Genomic DNA, 18,479 nt, shown 5'->3' with positions numbered 1-18,479 from the left:
CACTAAAACTTTATAATGAACTTGAGTTGTAGATTGTAAAAAAAGCAGCAGGTTCAGGGGATTACCCTTGATCCTGCTGCTTTTGTGTTATTTGGATTGGTCCGGTTGCGGAACCTCGCAGCCGTCTTCGGTGCATACTCCACTGCCATCTGCGTCAGTGGTGCTGGACTCTACCATGGTGAAAGGGGAACGCTCGTCCCATGCTTTCTGGATAGCGTCAAGGAACACCTCATCCGGTTGAGCGCCAGATACAGCGAACTTGCGATCAAATACGAAGAACGGTACACCCCGGATGCCTAACTGTTCGCCTTCGGCCTGATCGGCACGAACCTGTTCTGCGAATTGATTACTGGACAACACTTCTGCTGCTGCATTGCGATCCAGACCTACTTCTTCAGCTAACTCGATCAGTACATCGGTATTGCCGACATGTTTACCTTCAATGAAGATTGCTTGAAATAGTCGTTCGCTCAGCTCAAGCATTTTTCCTTGTGTTTCTGCCCAATGCGTCAGACGGTGAGCAGAGAAGGAGTTGGTAGGGATCATCTCATCAATGTTGTATTCCAGTCCAGCCGTACGAGCATTGGCGTTCATCTGTGCATTCATGCCACGTGCCTGCTCTACACTCATATTGTATTTGGCAGCCAGATATTCTGCGTTGGTTTTGCCACTGTTCAATTCAGCATTTGGATCGAGCTCAAAACTTTTGAACTGTAATTTCACTTCATCGCGGTGTGGGAATTGTGCCAGTACATTCTCCAAACGACGTTTGCCAATATAACAGAAAGGACACATAAAGTCGGACCATATTTCAATATTCATTCATTAAAACCTCCATCATCTATAAATGAAACCAATACAGTTACAATTATATAGCGACTTTCCATCATTCGCAAGGTTGTGGTTAATGCCAGCCTCGAAAAAAGAAGTGCTGAAGCATGCGATGGATTGCAGCCTCAACACTTGTAGTTTAACTTCTTACTTATCCCGGTATGCTTTGGTCCAATGGTAAGGCTGAATTTCGTCCAACCTCTTGTAAATTAAAGCTCCATCTGGATCGTACACGGCAGCCTTCACGTCTTCTCCCCAGAAAAACAGTCGTTCCTGGCACACACCACAAGGGGTGAGGACCTTGAATTCCGAATGCTCATCGTCCCGTGCTACACAGATCGAGTGGGTGACTCGCTCATTTAATTTGTGGGCTTCCAGATAGGCTCCTGTTTCCATACATAAGTGCGTGGCGTCATTAATCACTTCTGGAGCTACGCTGATTAATAGCGATCCAGCTACAGTATAAACGGCAGCTGCGCCACCCCACCCTTGGGGGTAGCGATGTTTTACAAAGTTTGCAGCTTCATCGAACAGTTTTTGCTCGATATTGAATTGATCTGGATGTGACGTCATGGTAATGCATTAGCTCCATTTCATTGTAGTGTCGGGTTAGCTTTAATAATTGATTTATACCGTTCCCTCAGCATACCGTCCCATATCTGTTAGGATTCGGAATCAGACGCTTGCTCCTCACGAAAACGCGAGATCAAGTCAAACGTATTAACCGTATCTGACACATGCAGTCGTTTTGTTGCTTCATCATGACCAGCTCGGCAAGCATTAATATCCGTTTTGTTTCCTGTAGACAGATCGTAACAGGAGCCGCTGTCATAGATGTAATCATCCGAAGGAATATAGAACAGGGAGCCATCTGTAAATGCACCACTGCGCAATACCACCATGCGGGAGGAACCGTCGTACACATCGTTGCCCATGTGGTAGTAGGATTGATCTGAAATACCCAGCAGATGCAGTACTGAAGGTGTAACATCCAGTTGTCCGGCAGGCTCGTCAATCGTTCCCGCTGCGGCTCCGTCAGGCAGATGCACCAGCAAAGGCACTTCGTTCATAATCTGCTCCATATCCAGATCAGTTAGTGAACGCCCGAGAAATTTCTCGTATTGTGGCTGTTCCTTGATAGAATTATCGTGATCCCCATAGAACATGAAGATCGTTTTGTCCCATAATCCCCGATTTTTCAGGTCTTCCACCATGTTGCCGAGCGCAGAATCCACGTAATGAACAGATTGCAGATAGTTGCCAAACATCGTTCCTTTGAATTCGCCCACATCCAGCTGCTGTTTATCTTGGGGTAACGCGTATGGATGATGACTGCTGAGAGTAATCAGGAAAGAATAGAATGGCTCTGTAACCTCACTGCTCATTTTTTCAACCGATTGGCGGAAAAAGGACTCATCCGACAGTGACCAGCCAAGCGGGTCATCCTGTTCAAAATCATTTTTACTGTAAAATTTGTCATACTTCATATTCTGATACATCGTATAGCGATTCCAAAATCCACTCTCATAGGCATGAAATACATTCGTACTATAACCATGATCCTTCAAGATAGAAGGCAGGGAATCATAACTGTGGTCTGCGTAACGGACAAACGCGGATCCAACCGACAGTGGATGTAATGAAATATTGGCCCCAAAGTCAGCATCCGATGTCCGCCCCTGACCTGTCTGATGATAAAAATGACTGTAGTACTGGCTTTCCTTCATCAGCTCGTTAAAATGAGGCGTAATTTCCTGTCCGCCAATGCTCTGACCAATCATGAAATTCATGAAGGCTTCACCTTGGACAATAATCACATTGCTGTCTTTGTACTTGCCAAACATCGCATCCTTCAGTGGATCAGCCTGTTGTCTGCTGGCGAAATAAGCTTCAGCCTGCTCCAAATCGGCAGGCTCGACCTCCGGTCCAGAGCCGAGCTGGTCTTTGGCATAGTTGTACAGATCATAGCCATGAAAAGCAAGAAGTCCGGTAACATTGTACATGGATACATTCCACCAGTTGTTATCAAACAACCCTTTTGCCCAGGTTTTACTATAAAAATAAATCGGACCAACTGCGAGCCCCAGACCCAACACTAGGGCAATGCTGCCTGCGGTGAGTCGACGACGCATGCTTGATTTGCGGGAATTTGATGAGTAAGAGTTCAACCCGTTCGAATATGCGCTGAAACGTCCACGACGGTTACGTTTGCTGAACAGCAGGATCGCCGCATAGGGGATAATCACCAGCCAATCGACGAAGAACCACAGATCACTGGCGTAAATAAGCGTAGCAATACTTTCTCCCAAAGCGTCGACCTGTCTGGCTTGCATCAGCACAGGGATTGTTAGGAAATCCTGAAAGTAGCGATAATAAACCATATCCGCATAGATCAGTGCAGTGAGCAGCAGATTGAGTATAACGAGTGATATAATCATGCCCCGACGAGGCAGCCACCAGGTCCAGAAGGACAGAAGCAGCAGCGAACCAATGGCAATCACTTTGTCCAGAAGCCCCATTGTAATGTTGTAAGCGTGCAGATTGTGGTGGAGCCACATTAATTTGAGCAGCATGAGTACAAGAAAAATAAGATATAACGTAAGTGGATGATTCAGAAGCCCACGCGGCGTAAGGCTGCGTGTTGGCTTAGTGACAAACATATATGTCTCCCCCCTGATGAATGGATTTGTTAACGGAATGTAAAATAGGACTTTATCCATTATAGCGTGGTGTCATGGCTTTTCAACTATGCCCAAGGGAGAAAAACTTCATGCGGAAACAATATCACCAAGATCAATCATAGGTCACCGGCAATACATACAAAAAAAACGCCCCAGCCGTGGAAGGCAGGAGCGCTGATCATTCTGATATTATTATTGTTGTGGTGTTTTATTGCGTGGAGGCAGTGGCCCCAAATACTGATAATATTGGGTTTCAATACGTCCATTGAACAACTTACGACGTTTGTCTGCCTTGTGGCCAAAGTCTTCCTCGAAAGATTTGGTCGACGTGATGGCAAAAAAGGACCATGTAGGCAAATCGAGGTAACTGCGCCCTAAAGAACGCAGCAGCTTCTGCACTTCTTTCTCTTCACTCAAACGTTCACCATATGGAGGGTTGGTAATAATGACACCATATTCGCCCTGTGGTCTTGCACGATGAGCGGGCAGGACGCTGACTTCAATCTCTTTGGCGAAGCCGGCACTCTTGATTGCTGCCTGTGCAACTTCAATGGCTTCCGGATCGATGTCGCTGCCCGAAATTTGCAATGGAATATCGTCGCGAACCGCGTCAAATGCTTCTTCGCGCGCCTGTTCCCACAATTCTTCAGGAATGACAGCCCAGTCCTCGGAGTTAAACGTACGACGCAGTCCTGGTGCAATGTTCCAGCCGATCATGGCGGCTTCAATCAGCATGGTGCCTGATCCACAACATGGATCATAGAAGGGGCGGGATACATTCCAGCGACTGAGCTGAATAAGTGCCGCAGCAAGCGTTTCTTTGAGTGGTGCTTCGGTTACGAGTTTACGATAACCGCGTTTATGCAGACCTGGTCCCGTCGTATCTAAAGTAAGCAGAGCGCGATCGTTCAGCAGAATGACCTCAATCACATAACGAGACCCATCCTCTGGGAACCACTCCGTGTCATAAGTCAGCTTCAGTTTCTCTACGATTGCTTTCTTTACGATCCCTTGTGATGCAGGCACGCTGCTTAGCTGAGACTTGTGGGAGCGACCTTCTACCGGAAATTCGCCATCGGCTGGAATCCATTCCTCCCAAGGTAATGCTTTGGTACCTTCAAATAATTCATCGAAAGTTGTCGCCGGGAATTCACCCATTTTGATCAACACCCGATCAGAACTTCTCAGCCACAGATTACACCGGCAAATATCAATATAATCTCCAGTGAAGAAAACCCGGCCGTTGTCGATCGTAACATCCTCATACCCCAGCTGCTTCAGTTCCCGGGCGACAACAGCCTCGAGTCCCATCGCCGAGGTCGCAATCAATTGCAATTGAGCCATGTGATTCATTTCAACTCCATTTCAAGCTGGAGAAGGAATATCCTTCTCTCAGCTGTATAGTGACGGTGCGGCCTTGCCGCTTTCCGTGAAAAAACTTACAATGAGAAATGCGGTGAGCTAATGCATTTATCTTTCGAGTCGATGCAGCAGTTCAACCGCCTGTGTTTGACAACAAACATTTATTATAGAACATTGGCATCCATATGGAAAGCAGTCCAAGTGTCCAAGGAGGATTTTAGCGGTGAATCTGACCCCTGATGAATATGTAAATCAATTATTTCAAGAGGATGATCTCTTGTTAAAGGTAAAAGAAGCCATCCGATCGAACGGCATGCCGGAAGTTTCGGTGGCAGCAGCCTATGGCCGTTTGCTCACTTTTCTCGCGAAGACATCGAAAGCGGATGCTGTACTCGAAATCGGTGTACTGGGCGGATACAGCGGTATCTGTCTTGCTCGTGGTTTAAGTGACGGGGGAACCCTGACTTCGCTGGAACTGAAAGAGGAATACGCAGCGATGGCACGTGGTCATCTGGAGGAAGGAGGTTTTGGGGATAAAGTCGAATATCGAATTGGCCCCGCAGCCGACAGTCTAGAGCAGTTGGCGCAGGAAGGACGTACCTTCGATTTCTTCTTCATTGATGCAGACAAGGAGAATTATCCCGTATACCTCGATTACGCCATTAAGCTCGCGCGGCCTGGGGCGGTCATTGTGGGAGATAACTGTTTCCTGCGCGGCCGTACGCTGAATCCAGACAAGCAGGGTCCGGCTGTCCTCGCGGTTCGGCGCTTCAACGAGCAGATGGCCAGTGACCCGCGGCTCGTAACGACGATGCTACCGGATTATGATGGTCTGGCTCTGGCCTGGGTGAAGTAAGCATATCAGCTTACAGGAGAAAACTTCGGATGGATCGACATTCAAGCGGTTATTTCTGTTTTGCGATCATCCAATGAAATAAATAACTCAGTATATAGATGAAACGAAATCCGTGTTGCACCTAAATCTTAAATGCAGGAGATGGAGGGGCAATTACACAAAATACAAGAGACGATCACAACCCTGAGACAGGGAGTGGATCGTCTCTTGTTTTCTTTAAAGATATAAAGTGATGAGAGCCTTATTAAACTTCCGGCGTTCCGTAAGTCTCGAACCATTTTTTGATCGTGTCAAAATCATCGCTGAACGACAGTCCGAGCATCAACAAAATACGTGCTTGCTGAGGACTGAGGTTGTCACCGGCGATAACGCCTTTCCCTCCGCCATATACACTGCCTGAACCTGTCCGAGTGGTCGTTACGAAAATTACGCCATCCTCCACCGCTTGGGTACGTGCTTGTCCCATCGCTCTGGAGATACCGCCTGCTCCTGTGCCGGACGTTACGATTCCCTTGGCGCCGCCTTTCACAAATCCTTCAATAGCCTCGCCGCCAGCTTCCTGATAGGAAATCGCAATTTCCACCTTGGCGAGATCTGCCTTCGTGATTTTGCTCAGGTCGAATGCCGGTTTCAATGTACCTTCAGGCTTCAAGGCGCGTGCAGGAGCACGGTAAATTCGAATGTTTTCTTCATCAATATAACCTACTGCACCAAGCATCGGGGTTTCGAACGTGTCTGTTCGATAATCATTCGTTTTGGTCACGCCGCGTGCCAATTGAATGGTATCGTTCAACATCAGCACGGTTCCAAATGAAGTGGTGCGCCCGCTGCCTGCGAGCTTGATGGCGTTGTATAGATTGGCTTGTGCATCCGAGCCGATAACCGTCCAAGGGCGCATGGACCCTGTAATGACAACGGGTTTATCACTTTGTACGGTCATGTCAAGGAAGTAGGCGATTTCCTCCATGGTATCTGTACCAGTGGTAACTACAACGCTGTCATATTGAGCCAGAGCCTTATCTACCGTCTGAGATAAGTCATAGAGATCAGCCATGGTATAAGAACCTGAACCTGAATTTCCAAATTGGAGTGTGCTAACATCTGCAATCTTCTGTTTGTCCGGTAAGGCGTCGACCATTTCTCCAATCGGGAGTGTACCAGCTTTATAGTTCTGGAAGCTGGTTGCATCCTCGGATTGACCAGCAATCGTACCACCCGTTCCAATGACCAGAACATTAGGCAGTGCGGATTGTTTGGACGAATCTGATAGAGCAGGGATAGTTGTATTGCGAGCCGGCGAGGATGATGCTGTCTGAACCGCACTAGTTGTACCGCTCACTTCTACCGTAGCCGCGTGAGCCGCATAGGTCCCGATGGGGGACAGGGAAATGGTCAGAGCTGTCAAAGCGGCTGTGCTCCATACAGCCCAAGGACGAAGATTTGAAGTTTTTTTCATGAATAGCACTCTCCTTCAGGTTAGTTTCGTGTGATGTTTGTTGATGATGATATGTATATGAATTCAAATTGATTGTATTTCATGTTAAATAATATGACAATCGAAGATAAAGCTAGAGTAATCGGTTACATTGATAGAAATGTAGAGTATATATCGTGTTTATAAGGTTTTATGGATAAATGTAAGAAGATGAAAAAAGAGAAAGAGGAATATGAAATCATGATAAATGATTTTTGTGTCATATTTTATTACACATGAGTCTTTGGGCCTGGTAGATGTAGAAGGGGAATTTGGGGAAAGTGTTGCAGGATCGTCCATAGCAGAAGTGATCTTATCCAAAACGAATAATAGGGGTGTAAGTTAGCAAGTCTTGACGATTTTTGTAATACGGTCTAGGAAAAGAGGCTCAATTATTGCCAAATATTTGTATGCCCGCAGTGTTGAGTCTATAATATATGGTGATTTCAATATGTAAATAAATATATATCATTGATTGGAGGAGAAACGATGAACCGAGCACCCAGAAAGTATGCCAATTACATTCCGATCCGGGAGCTGGAGGTGGTGGAGCACCAATTACTTCCCTTCCAGGTGTACGCTGAACTTCGTGAAAATACTCCAGTCCGCTATGACAACCATCGAGAATGCTGGGATGTTTTCCGATATGAAGATGTGCAATATGTGTTGAAAAACCCTAAACTGTTCTCTTCTGAACGTGATCGTGCCAACGCCAGCATGCTTACTACAGATCCGCCGAAGCACAAACAACTGCGGGATCTGGTTAATCAGGCGTTCACACCTAGAGCGATCGAAGCATTAGCTCCGCGTATTCAGGAAATCGCTGATGAATTATTGACTCCGCACTTTTCAGAAGGCCATATGCGTCTTATCGATGATCTTGCTACTCCACTTCCGGTTATCGTGATTGCCGAATTGATTGGCGTCCCTGCCTCAGATCGCCAAAAGTTTAAAGACTGGTCTGATGCACTTGTGAAGGGTGCGCGGGATGACAGTGATGAAGCTTTCCAGGAATTGATGGAAGAAAAGAAACGGAACCAGCAGGAACTGGCGAGCTACTTCACGACCATTATGGAAGAAAGACGTCAGAGACCAGAGGAGGATCTGATCTCTTTACTGCTTGCTGCGGAGATTGAAGGGGAGAAGCTAACGGCAGAGGAAGTGGTCGGATTTTGCATCTTGTTACTTGCTGCCGGTAATGAAACTACAACCAATCTAATTACCAATGCCGTTCGTATTCTGTCAGAGCAGCCTGAGCTTCAACAGCAGCTGCGAGAACACCCTGAACTTATCCCGACTGCGGTGGAAGAAACGTTACGATATTATCCGCCAATTGTGGCTATTGGGCGTATTGCCAAAGAAAACGTGGAATTGAACGGACAAACGATTCAGGCTGGGGAACAGGTGATATCCTGGGTAGGTTCGGCCAACCGGGATAGCGCTCAATTCGATCAGGCAGATAAGTTCGTACCTGATCGCAAGCCGAACAGACATATGGGTTTTGGATTTGGTATTCACTTCTGTCTCGGTGCGCCGCTTGCACGACTTGAGGCGAGGGTTGTACTTCAGACGATGCTTCGCCAAATGGAAGACATTCAACTTGTGCCGGAAACGGTTTTGCAGCCGATTCAAAGTGCTTTTGTATTTGGCGTTAAAGAATACCCGATTCAATTCACAAGTTCAATTCATAAGCCATCTGACACAATGAATCAATTTTGAGGTTTGAGCAAATGAATGTGAAAAGCCGCTTTCATGCCTGATAAGGCGCTGAAAGCGGCTTTTTCTTAAGAACAAAATATCATTTGAATCCAAGCGTCACGATTCTCTGATCAGAGGGGGCTTTTTGTACAGCTTGAATCTTACCCATACCATGTTGAGCAGCAGCAGCCCACCAGAGACGATGAACAGTCCTTCAATGCCGATGAACCCGGCCATAAAGCCGCCGATTACGGCTCCAAGCATGTTACCCAATGCGAGTGTGCTCGTATTAAAGCTGAACGCCCGGCTAATCATGCTGTCTGGCGTATAGGAGCGAATGAGCGCGTTGACACTCGGAAGCAGGCCACCCATGAACACACCCATCATGAAACGGACGATGATGAGCTGCCATACCGTCTGCACGAAAGCTTGCGGTATAAGCATGAGCCCTGTTCCTATAAGAGAGAATGTAAGTACCTTGTGTGAACCTACCCTGTCACTGAGCTTCCCGAGAATTGGGGACATGGCCATGTTGGATAGTCCCGTGACTGCGCCGACAAGCCCTGCCCAGAAGGCGACGTTGACATCCGAACCGTGTAACTTCTGTACATATAGCGGCAAGAGTGACATCGGGCTGATCATGGCAAATTGCAATAGGAATGTTACAGCAAATAGCGCAGGTAACTGGGGAGACTTGTTCAGTTCCTTCAGACCGGACAATACGGATTGTTCCGGCAGTTTGGCCGCTTCCTTGCGGTCAAACTTCTCTCTGACCAGGAACATGGCGAGCATTGAAGCCGCAAAGATCAGTCCGCCAGTAATATAGAAGATAGGGCGGAAGCCCACTGCATCAGCAAGCAAACCGCCGATCAGCGGACCCAGAATCGTACCGGCCACTTGGCCGGATTGGCTGATGCCCATGGCAAAACCCATGCGATCTTTCGGCGTTGTACCCGAGATCAATGCAACTGCTGCCGGGTTGAAGCCGGAGATCGTACCGTTGAGCAGTCGTAATAAAAGGAGCTGCCATGGGTTCTGTGCAAAACCCATCAAGGCAATAACAATCGCCATCCCGAATCCGGAACGCAGCAACATAATTTTCCGTCCGTACTTGTCAGACAATTTGCCCCACAAGGGCTGGAACAAAAATGAGGTGAGGAAGTTGGCAGCAAATATAAATCCCGCCCATATGCCAATTTCATGCTCACCAACCACGCCAAGATCCCTGGCGAGATAAAGGGACAAAAACGGGGTAATCATGGTCATTCCCGAGTTGACCAGAAATTGTCCAAACCAAAGCACAATGAGGTTTACTTTCCACGTTTTCAAAGTGCTTTCACTTCCTTTCCGATCGTTTCTGCAACGTTTCAAAAAAACACGATTCTTTCATTATAACATAATTTGCATATGGATGAGGGGATGTAAGGAATGTCATAGTATTGTCATCGGAACAGATCGACACGTGGTTGTTACCGCTCTTTAAAAAGGGCATAATGTTATTTATGAGTCCAAAAACTATTGGAGGCTTCTTACATGAGCTATAATGATCGTCTGATTCAGGCCAGCTTCAAACAGCAGGTGGACCGTGTTCCCGTGTGGTACATGCGTCAGGCTGGGCGTTATGATCCCGAATATCGCAAGATTAAGGAAAAGTATTCTTTGCTCGAAATTTGCCGTCAACCTGAGCTAGCAGCTGAAGTTACACTCATGCCGGTACGTAAACTTGGTGTGGATGCGGCTATTTTGTATTCCGATATTATGAATCCGGTTGCTTCCCTCGGTATAGATTTTGATATTGTTAAAAATATTGGACCTGTCATAGACAATCCAATCCGCACGGCGGCAGATGTGGATCGTTTGCGTCCCATTGATGTTGAAGGAGATCTGTCTCATATTCTGGAGACGATTCGAATTCTGGACAAGGAACTGGATGTACCTCTGATTACGTTTGCCGGTGCACCTTTTACCATTGCCAGTTATTTGATTGAAGGCCGACCTTCCAAAGGGTACATACGGACCAAAACGATGATGTACAGTGAACCTGAAGTGTGGCATAAATTAATGCAAAAACTGGGCGATATGGTGATTACATATGTCCGTGCACACATTGCGAACGGCGGTAAGGCATTCCAACTGTTCGACAGCTGGGTTGGCGCGCTTTCGCCAAACGACTTTAGAACGTATGTGTTGCCGACGATTACTCGTATCTTTACCGAATTATCGGATTTGAATGTACCGAAAATTTATTTCCCGGGTGTGGCTTCTGGTGAATTGCTGCCAACATTGCACGATCTGCAAGCTGATGTGATTGGGCTGGATTGGAGAGTATCAATCTCCGAGGGGCGTAAACGACTGGGCGGAAAATTTGCTGTACAAGGCAACTTGGACCCTTATGTGCTGACAGCACCGATGGATCTGATCAAGCAGCATGCCAAATTGATTATTGACGAAGGTATCAAGGAGCCGGGGTATATTTTCAATCTGGGGCACGGACTATTTCCTGAAGCATCTTTGGATAAATTAAGAGAACTCACGGCGTATATTCATGAATATTCAGCTGAAGCACTGAAGACTGGGGTGACGGTTACTAATGACTAATACAGTAGGTGTACTGGTGATGTCGTATGGCACACCTGAGAATATGGAAAGTATTGAAGCGTATTACACACATATCCGGAGAGGACGTCCGCCTGAACCGGAACAACTGAAAGAATTGACCGACCGTTATGAAGCGATCGTTGGGGGTGTATTCCCACTTCGGGAAAACACGGATAATCAGGTTAAGGCTCTCCAGGAGACGTTAAACAAGGATGACCGTTCCAATGAGGTTGAATTCCGTTGTTATCAAGGGTTGAAGCATGCGTATCCGTTCATTGAGGATGGCGTGGAACAGATGGCGAAGGATGGAATTCAGACTGCAATAGGCATCGTGCTGGCACCACATTTCTCCACGATGAGTGTAGGGAGCTACATTAAGCGTGCTCGTGAGAAAGCGGAAGAACTGGGTATTCAGATGTCCTTCATTGAGAGTTATCACCTGCATCCGAAGTTGATTCAAGCTCTCTCCACACGTGTTAGTGCCAAATTGGATGCTTTCGAGGAAGCGGGAGCCAAACGCGGGGATGTGCGAGTGCTGTTCAGTGCACACAGTCTGCCTGCACGAATTGTAGATATCGGTGATCCATATCCGCAGCAACTGATGGAGACTTCGGAAGTCATTGCTTCCCGTTTAGGTATTACGAATTGGCAGTTCACGTGGCAAAGTGCGGGACGGACGGCGGAGCCGTGGCTGGGCCCTGATATTCTGGACACGCTTCAGGATCTTGCTCGTGAACAGGTGGAAGATGTGCTTGTAGCACCGATTGGATTCGTATCGGATCATCTGGAAGTGCTCTATGATCTTGATATTGAAGCTAAAGCGATTGCCAAAGAGATCGACATGCGCCTTATGCGTATCGATTCTCTCAATAGTGACCCACTTTACATGGAAACGTTAAGTGACGTCATTATTAACCAGTGGCAGCAAGGAACGGATGAGTAATGGAAGACCATAAACGTCGTGTCGTTGTTGTCGGCGGAGGTCTGACCGGCCTAAGCGCGGCATTTTATATTCGGAAGCATTACCGGGAAGCAGGGGTTGAACCTGTCATTACCTTGGTTGAGAAGAGTTCTTCCATGGGTGGCATGATTGAAACGCTACACCGGGATGGGTTCGTCATTGAGAAGGGCCCAGATTCTTTCCTTGCCCGCAAAACGGCGATGATTGATTTGGCTAAAGAGCTGGAAATTGACCATGAACTGGTCAGCCAAAATCCGGAATCCAAAAAAACGTACATCATGCAGCGTGGCAAGCTGCATCCTATGCCGGCAGGACTCATTCTCGGTATTCCGACGGAGTTGAGACCTTTTCTGAGAAGTGGTCTTGTATCTCCGGCAGGCAAGCTGCGCGCATTAATGGATTTTGTCATCCCTCCCCGTCGTACAACGGAGGATGAATCGCTTGGTTATATGATTGAGCGCCGCCTTGGAGCGGAAGTGCTGGAAAACCTGACTGAACCGTTGCTCGCAGGCATCTATGCAGGTGATATGCGGCGATTGAGTCTTCAGGCAACCTTTCCGCAATTCGGTGAAGTGGAGCGGGATTATGGTAGTTTGATCCGAGGAATGATGACTGGCCGCAAACCGACAGAGACCCATACGGGAACGAAGAAAAGTGCTTTTCTGAACTTCCGTCAGGGCTTGCAGAGCCTGGTTCATGCGCTTGTACATGAGTTGCAGGACGTGGATCAACGGCTGAACACTTCCGTGAAATCTCTGGAGGTTCAGACTGGAGATTCGGCCAGGTATAGCATTCAACTGGATAACGGAGAGCGTCTTGAAGCAGATGATGTAGTCATTACCGTGCCTACGTATGTTGCATCTGAACTGCTGCAACCACATGTGGATACAGCTGCTCTGGATGCAATCAATTACGTATCGGTAGCGAATGTGGTGCTGGCTTTTGAGAAAAAGGATATTGAACATGTATTTGATGGGTCTGGTTTCCTCGTTCCGCGTAAGGAAGGCCGCAATATTACAGCATGTACTTGGACATCAACTAAGTGGCTGCACACCAGCCCGGATGACAAAGTACTGCTTCGTTGTTATGTTGGCCGTTCCGGAGACGAACAGAATGTGGAACTTCCGGATGATGCACTGACAGATCTAGTACTCAAGGACTTGCGCGAAACAATGGGCGTAGAGGCCGTTCCGATCTTCTCGGAAATTACTCGGCTTCGCAAATCCATGCCGCAGTATCCAGTAGGTCACCTGCAGCAGATTGCAGCACTCCGGGAGGAACTTGGCAGCAAATTGCCGGGGGTATACATTGCGGGTGCTGGTTATGAAGGGGTAGGCTTGCCTGACTGTATCAGACAGGCGAAGGAAATGTCAGTGCAAGCTACGCAACTCATTGCTGCAAAATAATTAACGTACATGGCTGTCTCGATCGTAGAGTTTTTCTACAGGGGAGACGGCCTTTTTTTGCACCATAAAGCGAAAAGGGGAGAGAGATGAATTCTTTCAATGTTCGCACTTCCAAGGAATGATGGAAATCCAGAATATGCCTGATATAATATGATAAGGATTGCTGTGAACAAGAAGAGGAGTTGCCTATGTATCCCCCAAGATCAAAACGAAGTGTACAAAAGAAAAAAGTAAAACGTGCCCGCAAACGTATGGTCTGGATCATTAATTTGGTATTAATTGTGGCTATCGGACTTGTCTGCCTCTATTATGCAGTTGGAATGAAGGAACAGCAGGCGGACCCGGAAGTAAAAGAAACGGTTGTGAATCAGGAATCTGTGAATGAGGAGAGCCCTCAAGGCGGTGATCAGGTAAGTTTACCTGATACTGACACGGAGGTAGGTAATACTTCGGATGATGGGTCGGAGGGTTCTACTGAACAGGTAACTGAAAATTCCGGCGGTAAGTCTGGTGAGAAAAAGCCTGATGCTGCAGACTCCAAGGCAAATGGAAAGACAGATACGGGAACGAAAAAAACGACGGATACTTCTGCTTCTTCCGGCTCCAAGGGGAGTGAAGGTACAGGAACTGAGACGACACAGCCATCTAATTCGGCAAACGATGTAACCATTAACTTTGTTGGGGATATCCAGTTTTCGGGCAAAGTGGCTGAATTGTTGGATAAGAATGGTTATGATTATCCCTTTGCAAAGCTCGGCAACTTGTTCAAGGAAGATGATCTGACCATTGGAAACCTCGAAACCCCCGTAACCCTTGGTGGAACTGGTGCAGCAAACAAAACCTATGTATACAAGTCTTCGCCAAAAGCGCTCGAAGCGATGGCTTCAGCAGGTTTTGACGCCGTGAATCTCGCCAACAATCATATTCTGGATCAAGGTGTAGAAGGTCTGGTTGATACGTTAACTTACCTTGAGCAATACGGTATAGCGCACACAGGAGCGGGTATGAACAGGGATGAGGCTTATGCACCAGCTTATCTGGAGCGCAAAGGCATGAAGATTGCACTGCTTGGATTCAGTCGGGTTGTGCCTGAAACAAGCTGGAAAGCGGAAGGGAATCGGGCAGGTGTTGCCGAGACCTACGATTCTACTGGAGCGGTAAAAGCAATTCAGGAAGCCCGCCAAAAGGCTGATCTGGTCATCGTTGTTGCACACTGGGGAGAAGAACGGGTCAGCACTCCGAATAATGATCAGACCCGACTGGCTCATGAATTTGTAGATGCAGGTGCCGACCTGGTCATAGGTGGGCATCCCCATGTCTTGCAAGGTGTGGAGTACTACAAGGGCAAATGGATTGCATATAGTACAGGCAACTTTATTTTCTCGAAATCAACAACAGAGGAAACGTGGAAAACAGCAGTTTTTCAGGCGAGCTGTAGTAAGGATGCCAAATGCAGCATGAAGATTATCCCTTATGAGGCAGGGTTGGGTCAGGCCATTCCCATGGTGGACCAAGCCAACAAACTTCTGCTGGAGCAGATGACCCAGCTCTCGCCAGGTATTCGTTTTGATGCGAACGGATTCGCATCGGTAAATTAAGGTTCGATTTATTTATTTATTTAGGAGGGGATGAAATGAACAACCTTTGTGTAGCGCACCGTGGTTTTTCGTCCATTGCACCAGAAAATACGATGGCTGCATTTCTGCTTGCCATGGAACAGCCTGAAGTTCAGTGGATGGAGTTGGATGTACAGCTGTCACGTGATGGTGTACCGGTGGTTATTCATGATTTTACTTTTGATCGGACTACGAATGGAAAAGGATTAGTTCGGGAAAAGGACTGGGCAGATATTCAACAGCTGGATGCGGGATCTTGGAAAGGAAAAGCTTATAAAGGGGAACGTGTTCCTTCGCTTAGTGAAGTGCTGGAACGCACCTGTGGCAAAGTGAGATTGAATATCGAACTGAAAACGCAAGGCAATATGTATCCCGGCCTGCCGGCAGCGGTTATTCATGAGGTGAGGAAGAGACATATGCAGCATGATGTGGTCATCACTTCGTTTGAACCTGCGGCTCTGGTTGAAGTGAAGAAACTGGCCCCGGAGTTCAAAACAGGTTTGATTATTGATGCACGCCCAGGGGATCTGGCAGCAGTGCTGCGGCAGATGAATTGCAGTTTTCTTTCCATCGGTTACACCAATGTGGACAAATCGCTGATGCGCGAGATGCGAAATGAAGGCATTCAGGTCATGGCCTGGACAGTGGATGACAAAATCATCATGAAGCGTCTTGCGGCGATTGATCCGGAGCTGATGTTATGCACAAACCGGCCTGATGTGTGGGAACAGGCTTTTCAGGAAACGAGCAGCCGATTTTTCAGACCCTAAACTCCAATTTTTTGAATAGCGAAAATATGATATGTACTTATATAATAAAAAGATGAATATGCTCCATATACGCTAATGAATCCGATAAAGGTGGTCGTAAAATCCATGCTGACAAACATTCGCAATGTATACTGTGTAGGACGAAATTATAAACTTCATGCAGAAGAACTGGGTAACGCGGTTCCGGATGAACCAATGATCTTTATGAAACCTTCCCATGCGGTTGTTGCCTTGAATAGTGAAACGCTGCAATTACCTGCGACAAAGGGCGAAGTTCATTATGAGGCTGAACTGGTCATTCAAATCGGGCGGGATTATGAGCCGGGTATGGCTGTAGATGAGTTGGTTGACGCGTATGCGTTTGGCATTGATTTTACATTACGTGACGTACAGACGGTCATTAAGAAAAAGGGCCATCCGTGGACGGCAGCCAAAGGGTTCAAGAATTCGGCTCCGGTTACTGCATTCCAGCCATTTCCGGGGTCCCAGGCTCTTCTTGAGAAAGACTTTACACTCACCAAGAACGGTGCCGAGGTCCAACGTGGCAATATTCGTAACATGATCTTCAGTCTACATGATATTGTGGATTATGTAGGTCATCATTACGGACTGGGACCTGGAGATATCATCTTTACAGGCACACCAGAAGGGGTTGGACCAACGGCAGCAGGAGATGTGCTTGAACTAGCCTGGGACGGCGAATCTCTGGGCAAATGCACAATTGCAGCAGCAGTTCAGTAAGTATCATACATCATCAATTTGCTTATTTAGAGTAAATATGAAACAGATAAGGGGCGTTTCGACGCTCCTTTTTGGCGTGCCCTCATTCTCTGCCTTAGCACATGGGAGACTATTCATTCACGCGAAGCTGTATGCTGTATTGGCACTCTCCGTGACCAACTCTTCCAATTCACTGCTTTGCACTGCGTGCTGCTCCGCGCTAATACTCCCACTTGCGAGTCGTTGATCTAACTGCTCCTTGAGCTGCCTTATTTGCAATGCGACAACCTCGTTGAAGTCACCAGCGTTCTCATCTGCAATCATCCTCAGCGATTTACCCGCGTACAGATCCTGAACCAAGTCATCTTCAGAATGTTGATTCAGAGCACTCAGCAACTCATCCTCGCTATTGTCTTTGGTATCTATGTTAACGATGGACCATTTCGTCAAAGGTATAGGGGTTATCGCTGATCTGCCCCAGGCTGTTCCGGCGAAAGACATGGTGACAATCATTGTTCCGACAATGATTACGCGCTTCATATTCATATGTGTCATCCTCATTTCTATGGTTAAGTACGAATTGAATCGTAGCTGGTTTGATGTAACGCTCTGAGGATAGTGTAACTGGGAAAGCTGAAGTGAAACTTAAAACCGGATAAGTAATCTAGATATGAGAGACATCGAGCTACGAAAAAATAAATCTAAATTCACACTTGACAGGTTGGGTTAGTGGGTTATATGATGAACTCAATTATTTTAACACTAATTAAATGAACAGTGAAATAAATTGAACTGAAGCGAGCTGATTGGACCACCAAAGGCTCCCGGGACTACTCCACTATGGAATGTCTGCGGGAGCCTTTTTTCGTATTTGCTGCCGTTTCAGTTAGACAGGGAGGATGAAATGAGCAATAACGACTGGGAAGCGTTGGAGAAGACAGATTGGTTGTTTCGTAAAATGGTCAGACGATTCGTGAAAGAACGAGATCGCATATCGGTAGAGGGGGTCAGTTTACCGGGCATGCTTATCCTTCACAAAATCATTCGTGAAGGGGAACAGCGATTGGGGGATTTGGCTGAACAACTGGACTTCACTTCAGGTGCCATTACAGCGTTAACAGACAAGTTGGAGAAAAAGGGACTTACGATCCGCAGGCGCAAGGAAGATGACCGTCGGACGGTTTTGCTCGACATTACTGCCAGTGGACGGGAGATGTTTGCACGTAACAGCAATATCGGTGCCCGATGTATCACGCTTCTGTTTGAGGGCTTTACGACGGAGGAACTGGAGCAGCAAAGCCAATTTTATGAGCGGGTGATAGCGAATCTGGAGGGATTCTCGGATACGCTGCTGGAATTGGCAGAGAACAACGGGAGGCAGGAACACGATCCATCCACCGAAAGTGACCCTGAACAGAAGCAGAGGGAGAATACCGGAAAGAGCAACTATCTCAGTTATTAACGTTTGATCCGATGTGAAAACAAACAATCCAAGGGAGAGATGAT

16 protein-coding genes are annotated in these 18,479 nt (G+C 47.1%); 9 read left to right on the top strand and 7 right to left on the bottom strand.

Translation table 11 applies throughout. The annotated features are described in order from the left end of the window. Positions 1–87: 87 nt before the first annotated feature. The 4 genes from MHB84_RS02720 to MHB84_RS02705 form a co-directional block, all read right to left on the bottom strand. Positions 88–822: a DsbA family oxidoreductase gene (locus tag MHB84_RS02720; RefSeq protein WP_076292067.1), complete on the bottom strand. Its 735-nt coding sequence runs from the start codon at positions 820–822 to the stop codon at positions 88–90. A gap of 156 nt (positions 823–978) precedes the next feature. Next, on the bottom strand, positions 979–1,404 hold the full coding sequence (locus MHB84_RS02715) for a cytidine deaminase (protein ID WP_076292066.1): 426 nt from the start codon (positions 1,402–1,404) through the stop codon (positions 979–981). Between the two features lie 89 nt (positions 1,405–1,493). Beyond that, complete coding sequence (locus MHB84_RS02710) at positions 1,494–3,491, bottom strand: LTA synthase family protein (RefSeq protein WP_076292065.1); 1,998 nt, start codon at positions 3,489–3,491, stop codon at positions 1,494–1,496. 213 nt (positions 3,492–3,704) lie between these two features. Next, a complete protein-coding gene (locus MHB84_RS02705) occupies positions 3,705–4,856 on the bottom strand; it encodes a THUMP domain-containing class I SAM-dependent RNA methyltransferase (RefSeq protein WP_076292064.1) in 1,152 nt (383 codons plus the stop codon). A 241-nt stretch (positions 4,857–5,097) separates the two neighbouring features. Here MHB84_RS02705 and MHB84_RS02700 point away from each other — a divergent pair, with 241 nt between their 5' ends. Then, positions 5,098–5,730 carry an O-methyltransferase gene (locus MHB84_RS02700; RefSeq protein WP_076292063.1) on the top strand — a complete coding sequence of 211 codons (633 nt, stop codon included), beginning with the start codon at positions 5,098–5,100 and terminating at the stop codon, positions 5,728–5,730. Positions 5,731–5,974: 244 nt separating this feature from the next. Here the strand turns inward: MHB84_RS02700 and MHB84_RS02695 are convergent, their stop codons facing one another. Then, positions 5,975–7,186: an asparaginase gene (locus MHB84_RS02695; protein WP_076292062.1), complete on the bottom strand. Its 1,212-nt coding sequence runs from the start codon at positions 7,184–7,186 to the stop codon at positions 5,975–5,977. Between the two features lie 507 nt (positions 7,187–7,693). Between MHB84_RS02695 and MHB84_RS02690 the strand changes: the two genes are divergently transcribed. After that, positions 7,694–8,923: a cytochrome P450 gene (locus MHB84_RS02690; RefSeq protein ID WP_076292061.1), complete on the top strand. Its 1,230-nt coding sequence runs from the start codon at positions 7,694–7,696 to the stop codon at positions 8,921–8,923. Positions 8,924–9,019: 96 nt separating this feature from the next. Here MHB84_RS02690 and MHB84_RS02685 read toward each other — a convergent pair whose 3' ends face one another. Next, complete coding sequence (locus tag MHB84_RS02685) at positions 9,020–10,231, bottom strand: MFS transporter (protein ID WP_076292060.1); 1,212 nt, start codon at positions 10,229–10,231, stop codon at positions 9,020–9,022. Between the two features lie 204 nt (positions 10,232–10,435). Here MHB84_RS02685 and hemE point away from each other — a divergent pair, with 204 nt between their 5' ends. From hemE to MHB84_RS02655, 6 genes are all read left to right on the top strand, one after another. Beyond that, complete coding sequence (gene hemE, locus MHB84_RS02680) at positions 10,436–11,500, top strand: uroporphyrinogen decarboxylase (protein WP_063564891.1); 1,065 nt, start codon at positions 10,436–10,438, stop codon at positions 11,498–11,500. After that, positions 11,493–12,443 carry a ferrochelatase gene (hemH, locus tag MHB84_RS02675; protein WP_076292059.1) on the top strand — a complete coding sequence of 317 codons (951 nt, stop codon included), beginning with the start codon at positions 11,493–11,495 and terminating at the stop codon, positions 12,441–12,443. The genes hemE and hemH overlap by 8 nt, the downstream gene beginning before the upstream one ends. Then, entirely contained in the window at positions 12,443–13,867 is a 1,425-nt protein-coding gene (gene hemY / locus MHB84_RS02670; RefSeq protein WP_076292058.1) for a protoporphyrinogen oxidase, read from the top strand. Before hemH ends, hemY begins: the two co-directional genes overlap by 1 nt. 188 nt (positions 13,868–14,055) lie before the next feature. Then, on the top strand, positions 14,056–15,465 hold the full coding sequence (locus MHB84_RS02665) for a CapA family protein (RefSeq protein ID WP_076292057.1): 1,410 nt from the start codon (positions 14,056–14,058) through the stop codon (positions 15,463–15,465). 35 nt (positions 15,466–15,500) lie between these two features. Further along, positions 15,501–16,253: a glycerophosphodiester phosphodiesterase gene (locus MHB84_RS02660; RefSeq protein ID WP_076292056.1), complete on the top strand. Its 753-nt coding sequence runs from the start codon at positions 15,501–15,503 to the stop codon at positions 16,251–16,253. A 105-nt stretch (positions 16,254–16,358) separates the two neighbouring features. After that, complete coding sequence (locus tag MHB84_RS02655; protein ID WP_076292055.1) at positions 16,359–16,994, top strand: fumarylacetoacetate hydrolase family protein; 636 nt, start codon at positions 16,359–16,361, stop codon at positions 16,992–16,994. Positions 16,995–17,111: 117 nt separating this feature from the next. Here MHB84_RS02655 and MHB84_RS02650 read toward each other — a convergent pair whose 3' ends face one another. After that, positions 17,112–17,513 carry a hypothetical protein gene (locus MHB84_RS02650; RefSeq protein WP_310852521.1) on the bottom strand — a complete coding sequence of 134 codons (402 nt, stop codon included), beginning with the start codon at positions 17,511–17,513 and terminating at the stop codon, positions 17,112–17,114. A 364-nt stretch (positions 17,514–17,877) separates the two neighbouring features. Between MHB84_RS02650 and MHB84_RS02645 the strand changes: the two genes are divergently transcribed. Next, entirely contained in the window at positions 17,878–18,435 is a 558-nt protein-coding gene (locus MHB84_RS02645; protein ID WP_076292053.1) for a MarR family winged helix-turn-helix transcriptional regulator, read from the top strand. Positions 18,436–18,479 lie beyond the last annotated feature (44 nt).

Source organism: Paenibacillus sp. FSL F4-0087, assembly GCF_038020215.1.
Lineage (GTDB): Bacteria > Bacillota > Bacilli > Paenibacillales > Paenibacillaceae > Paenibacillus > Paenibacillus taichungensis.
Note: the sequence above shows the minus strand (reverse complement) of the source record. Positions and strands in the feature narration are given on the sequence as shown.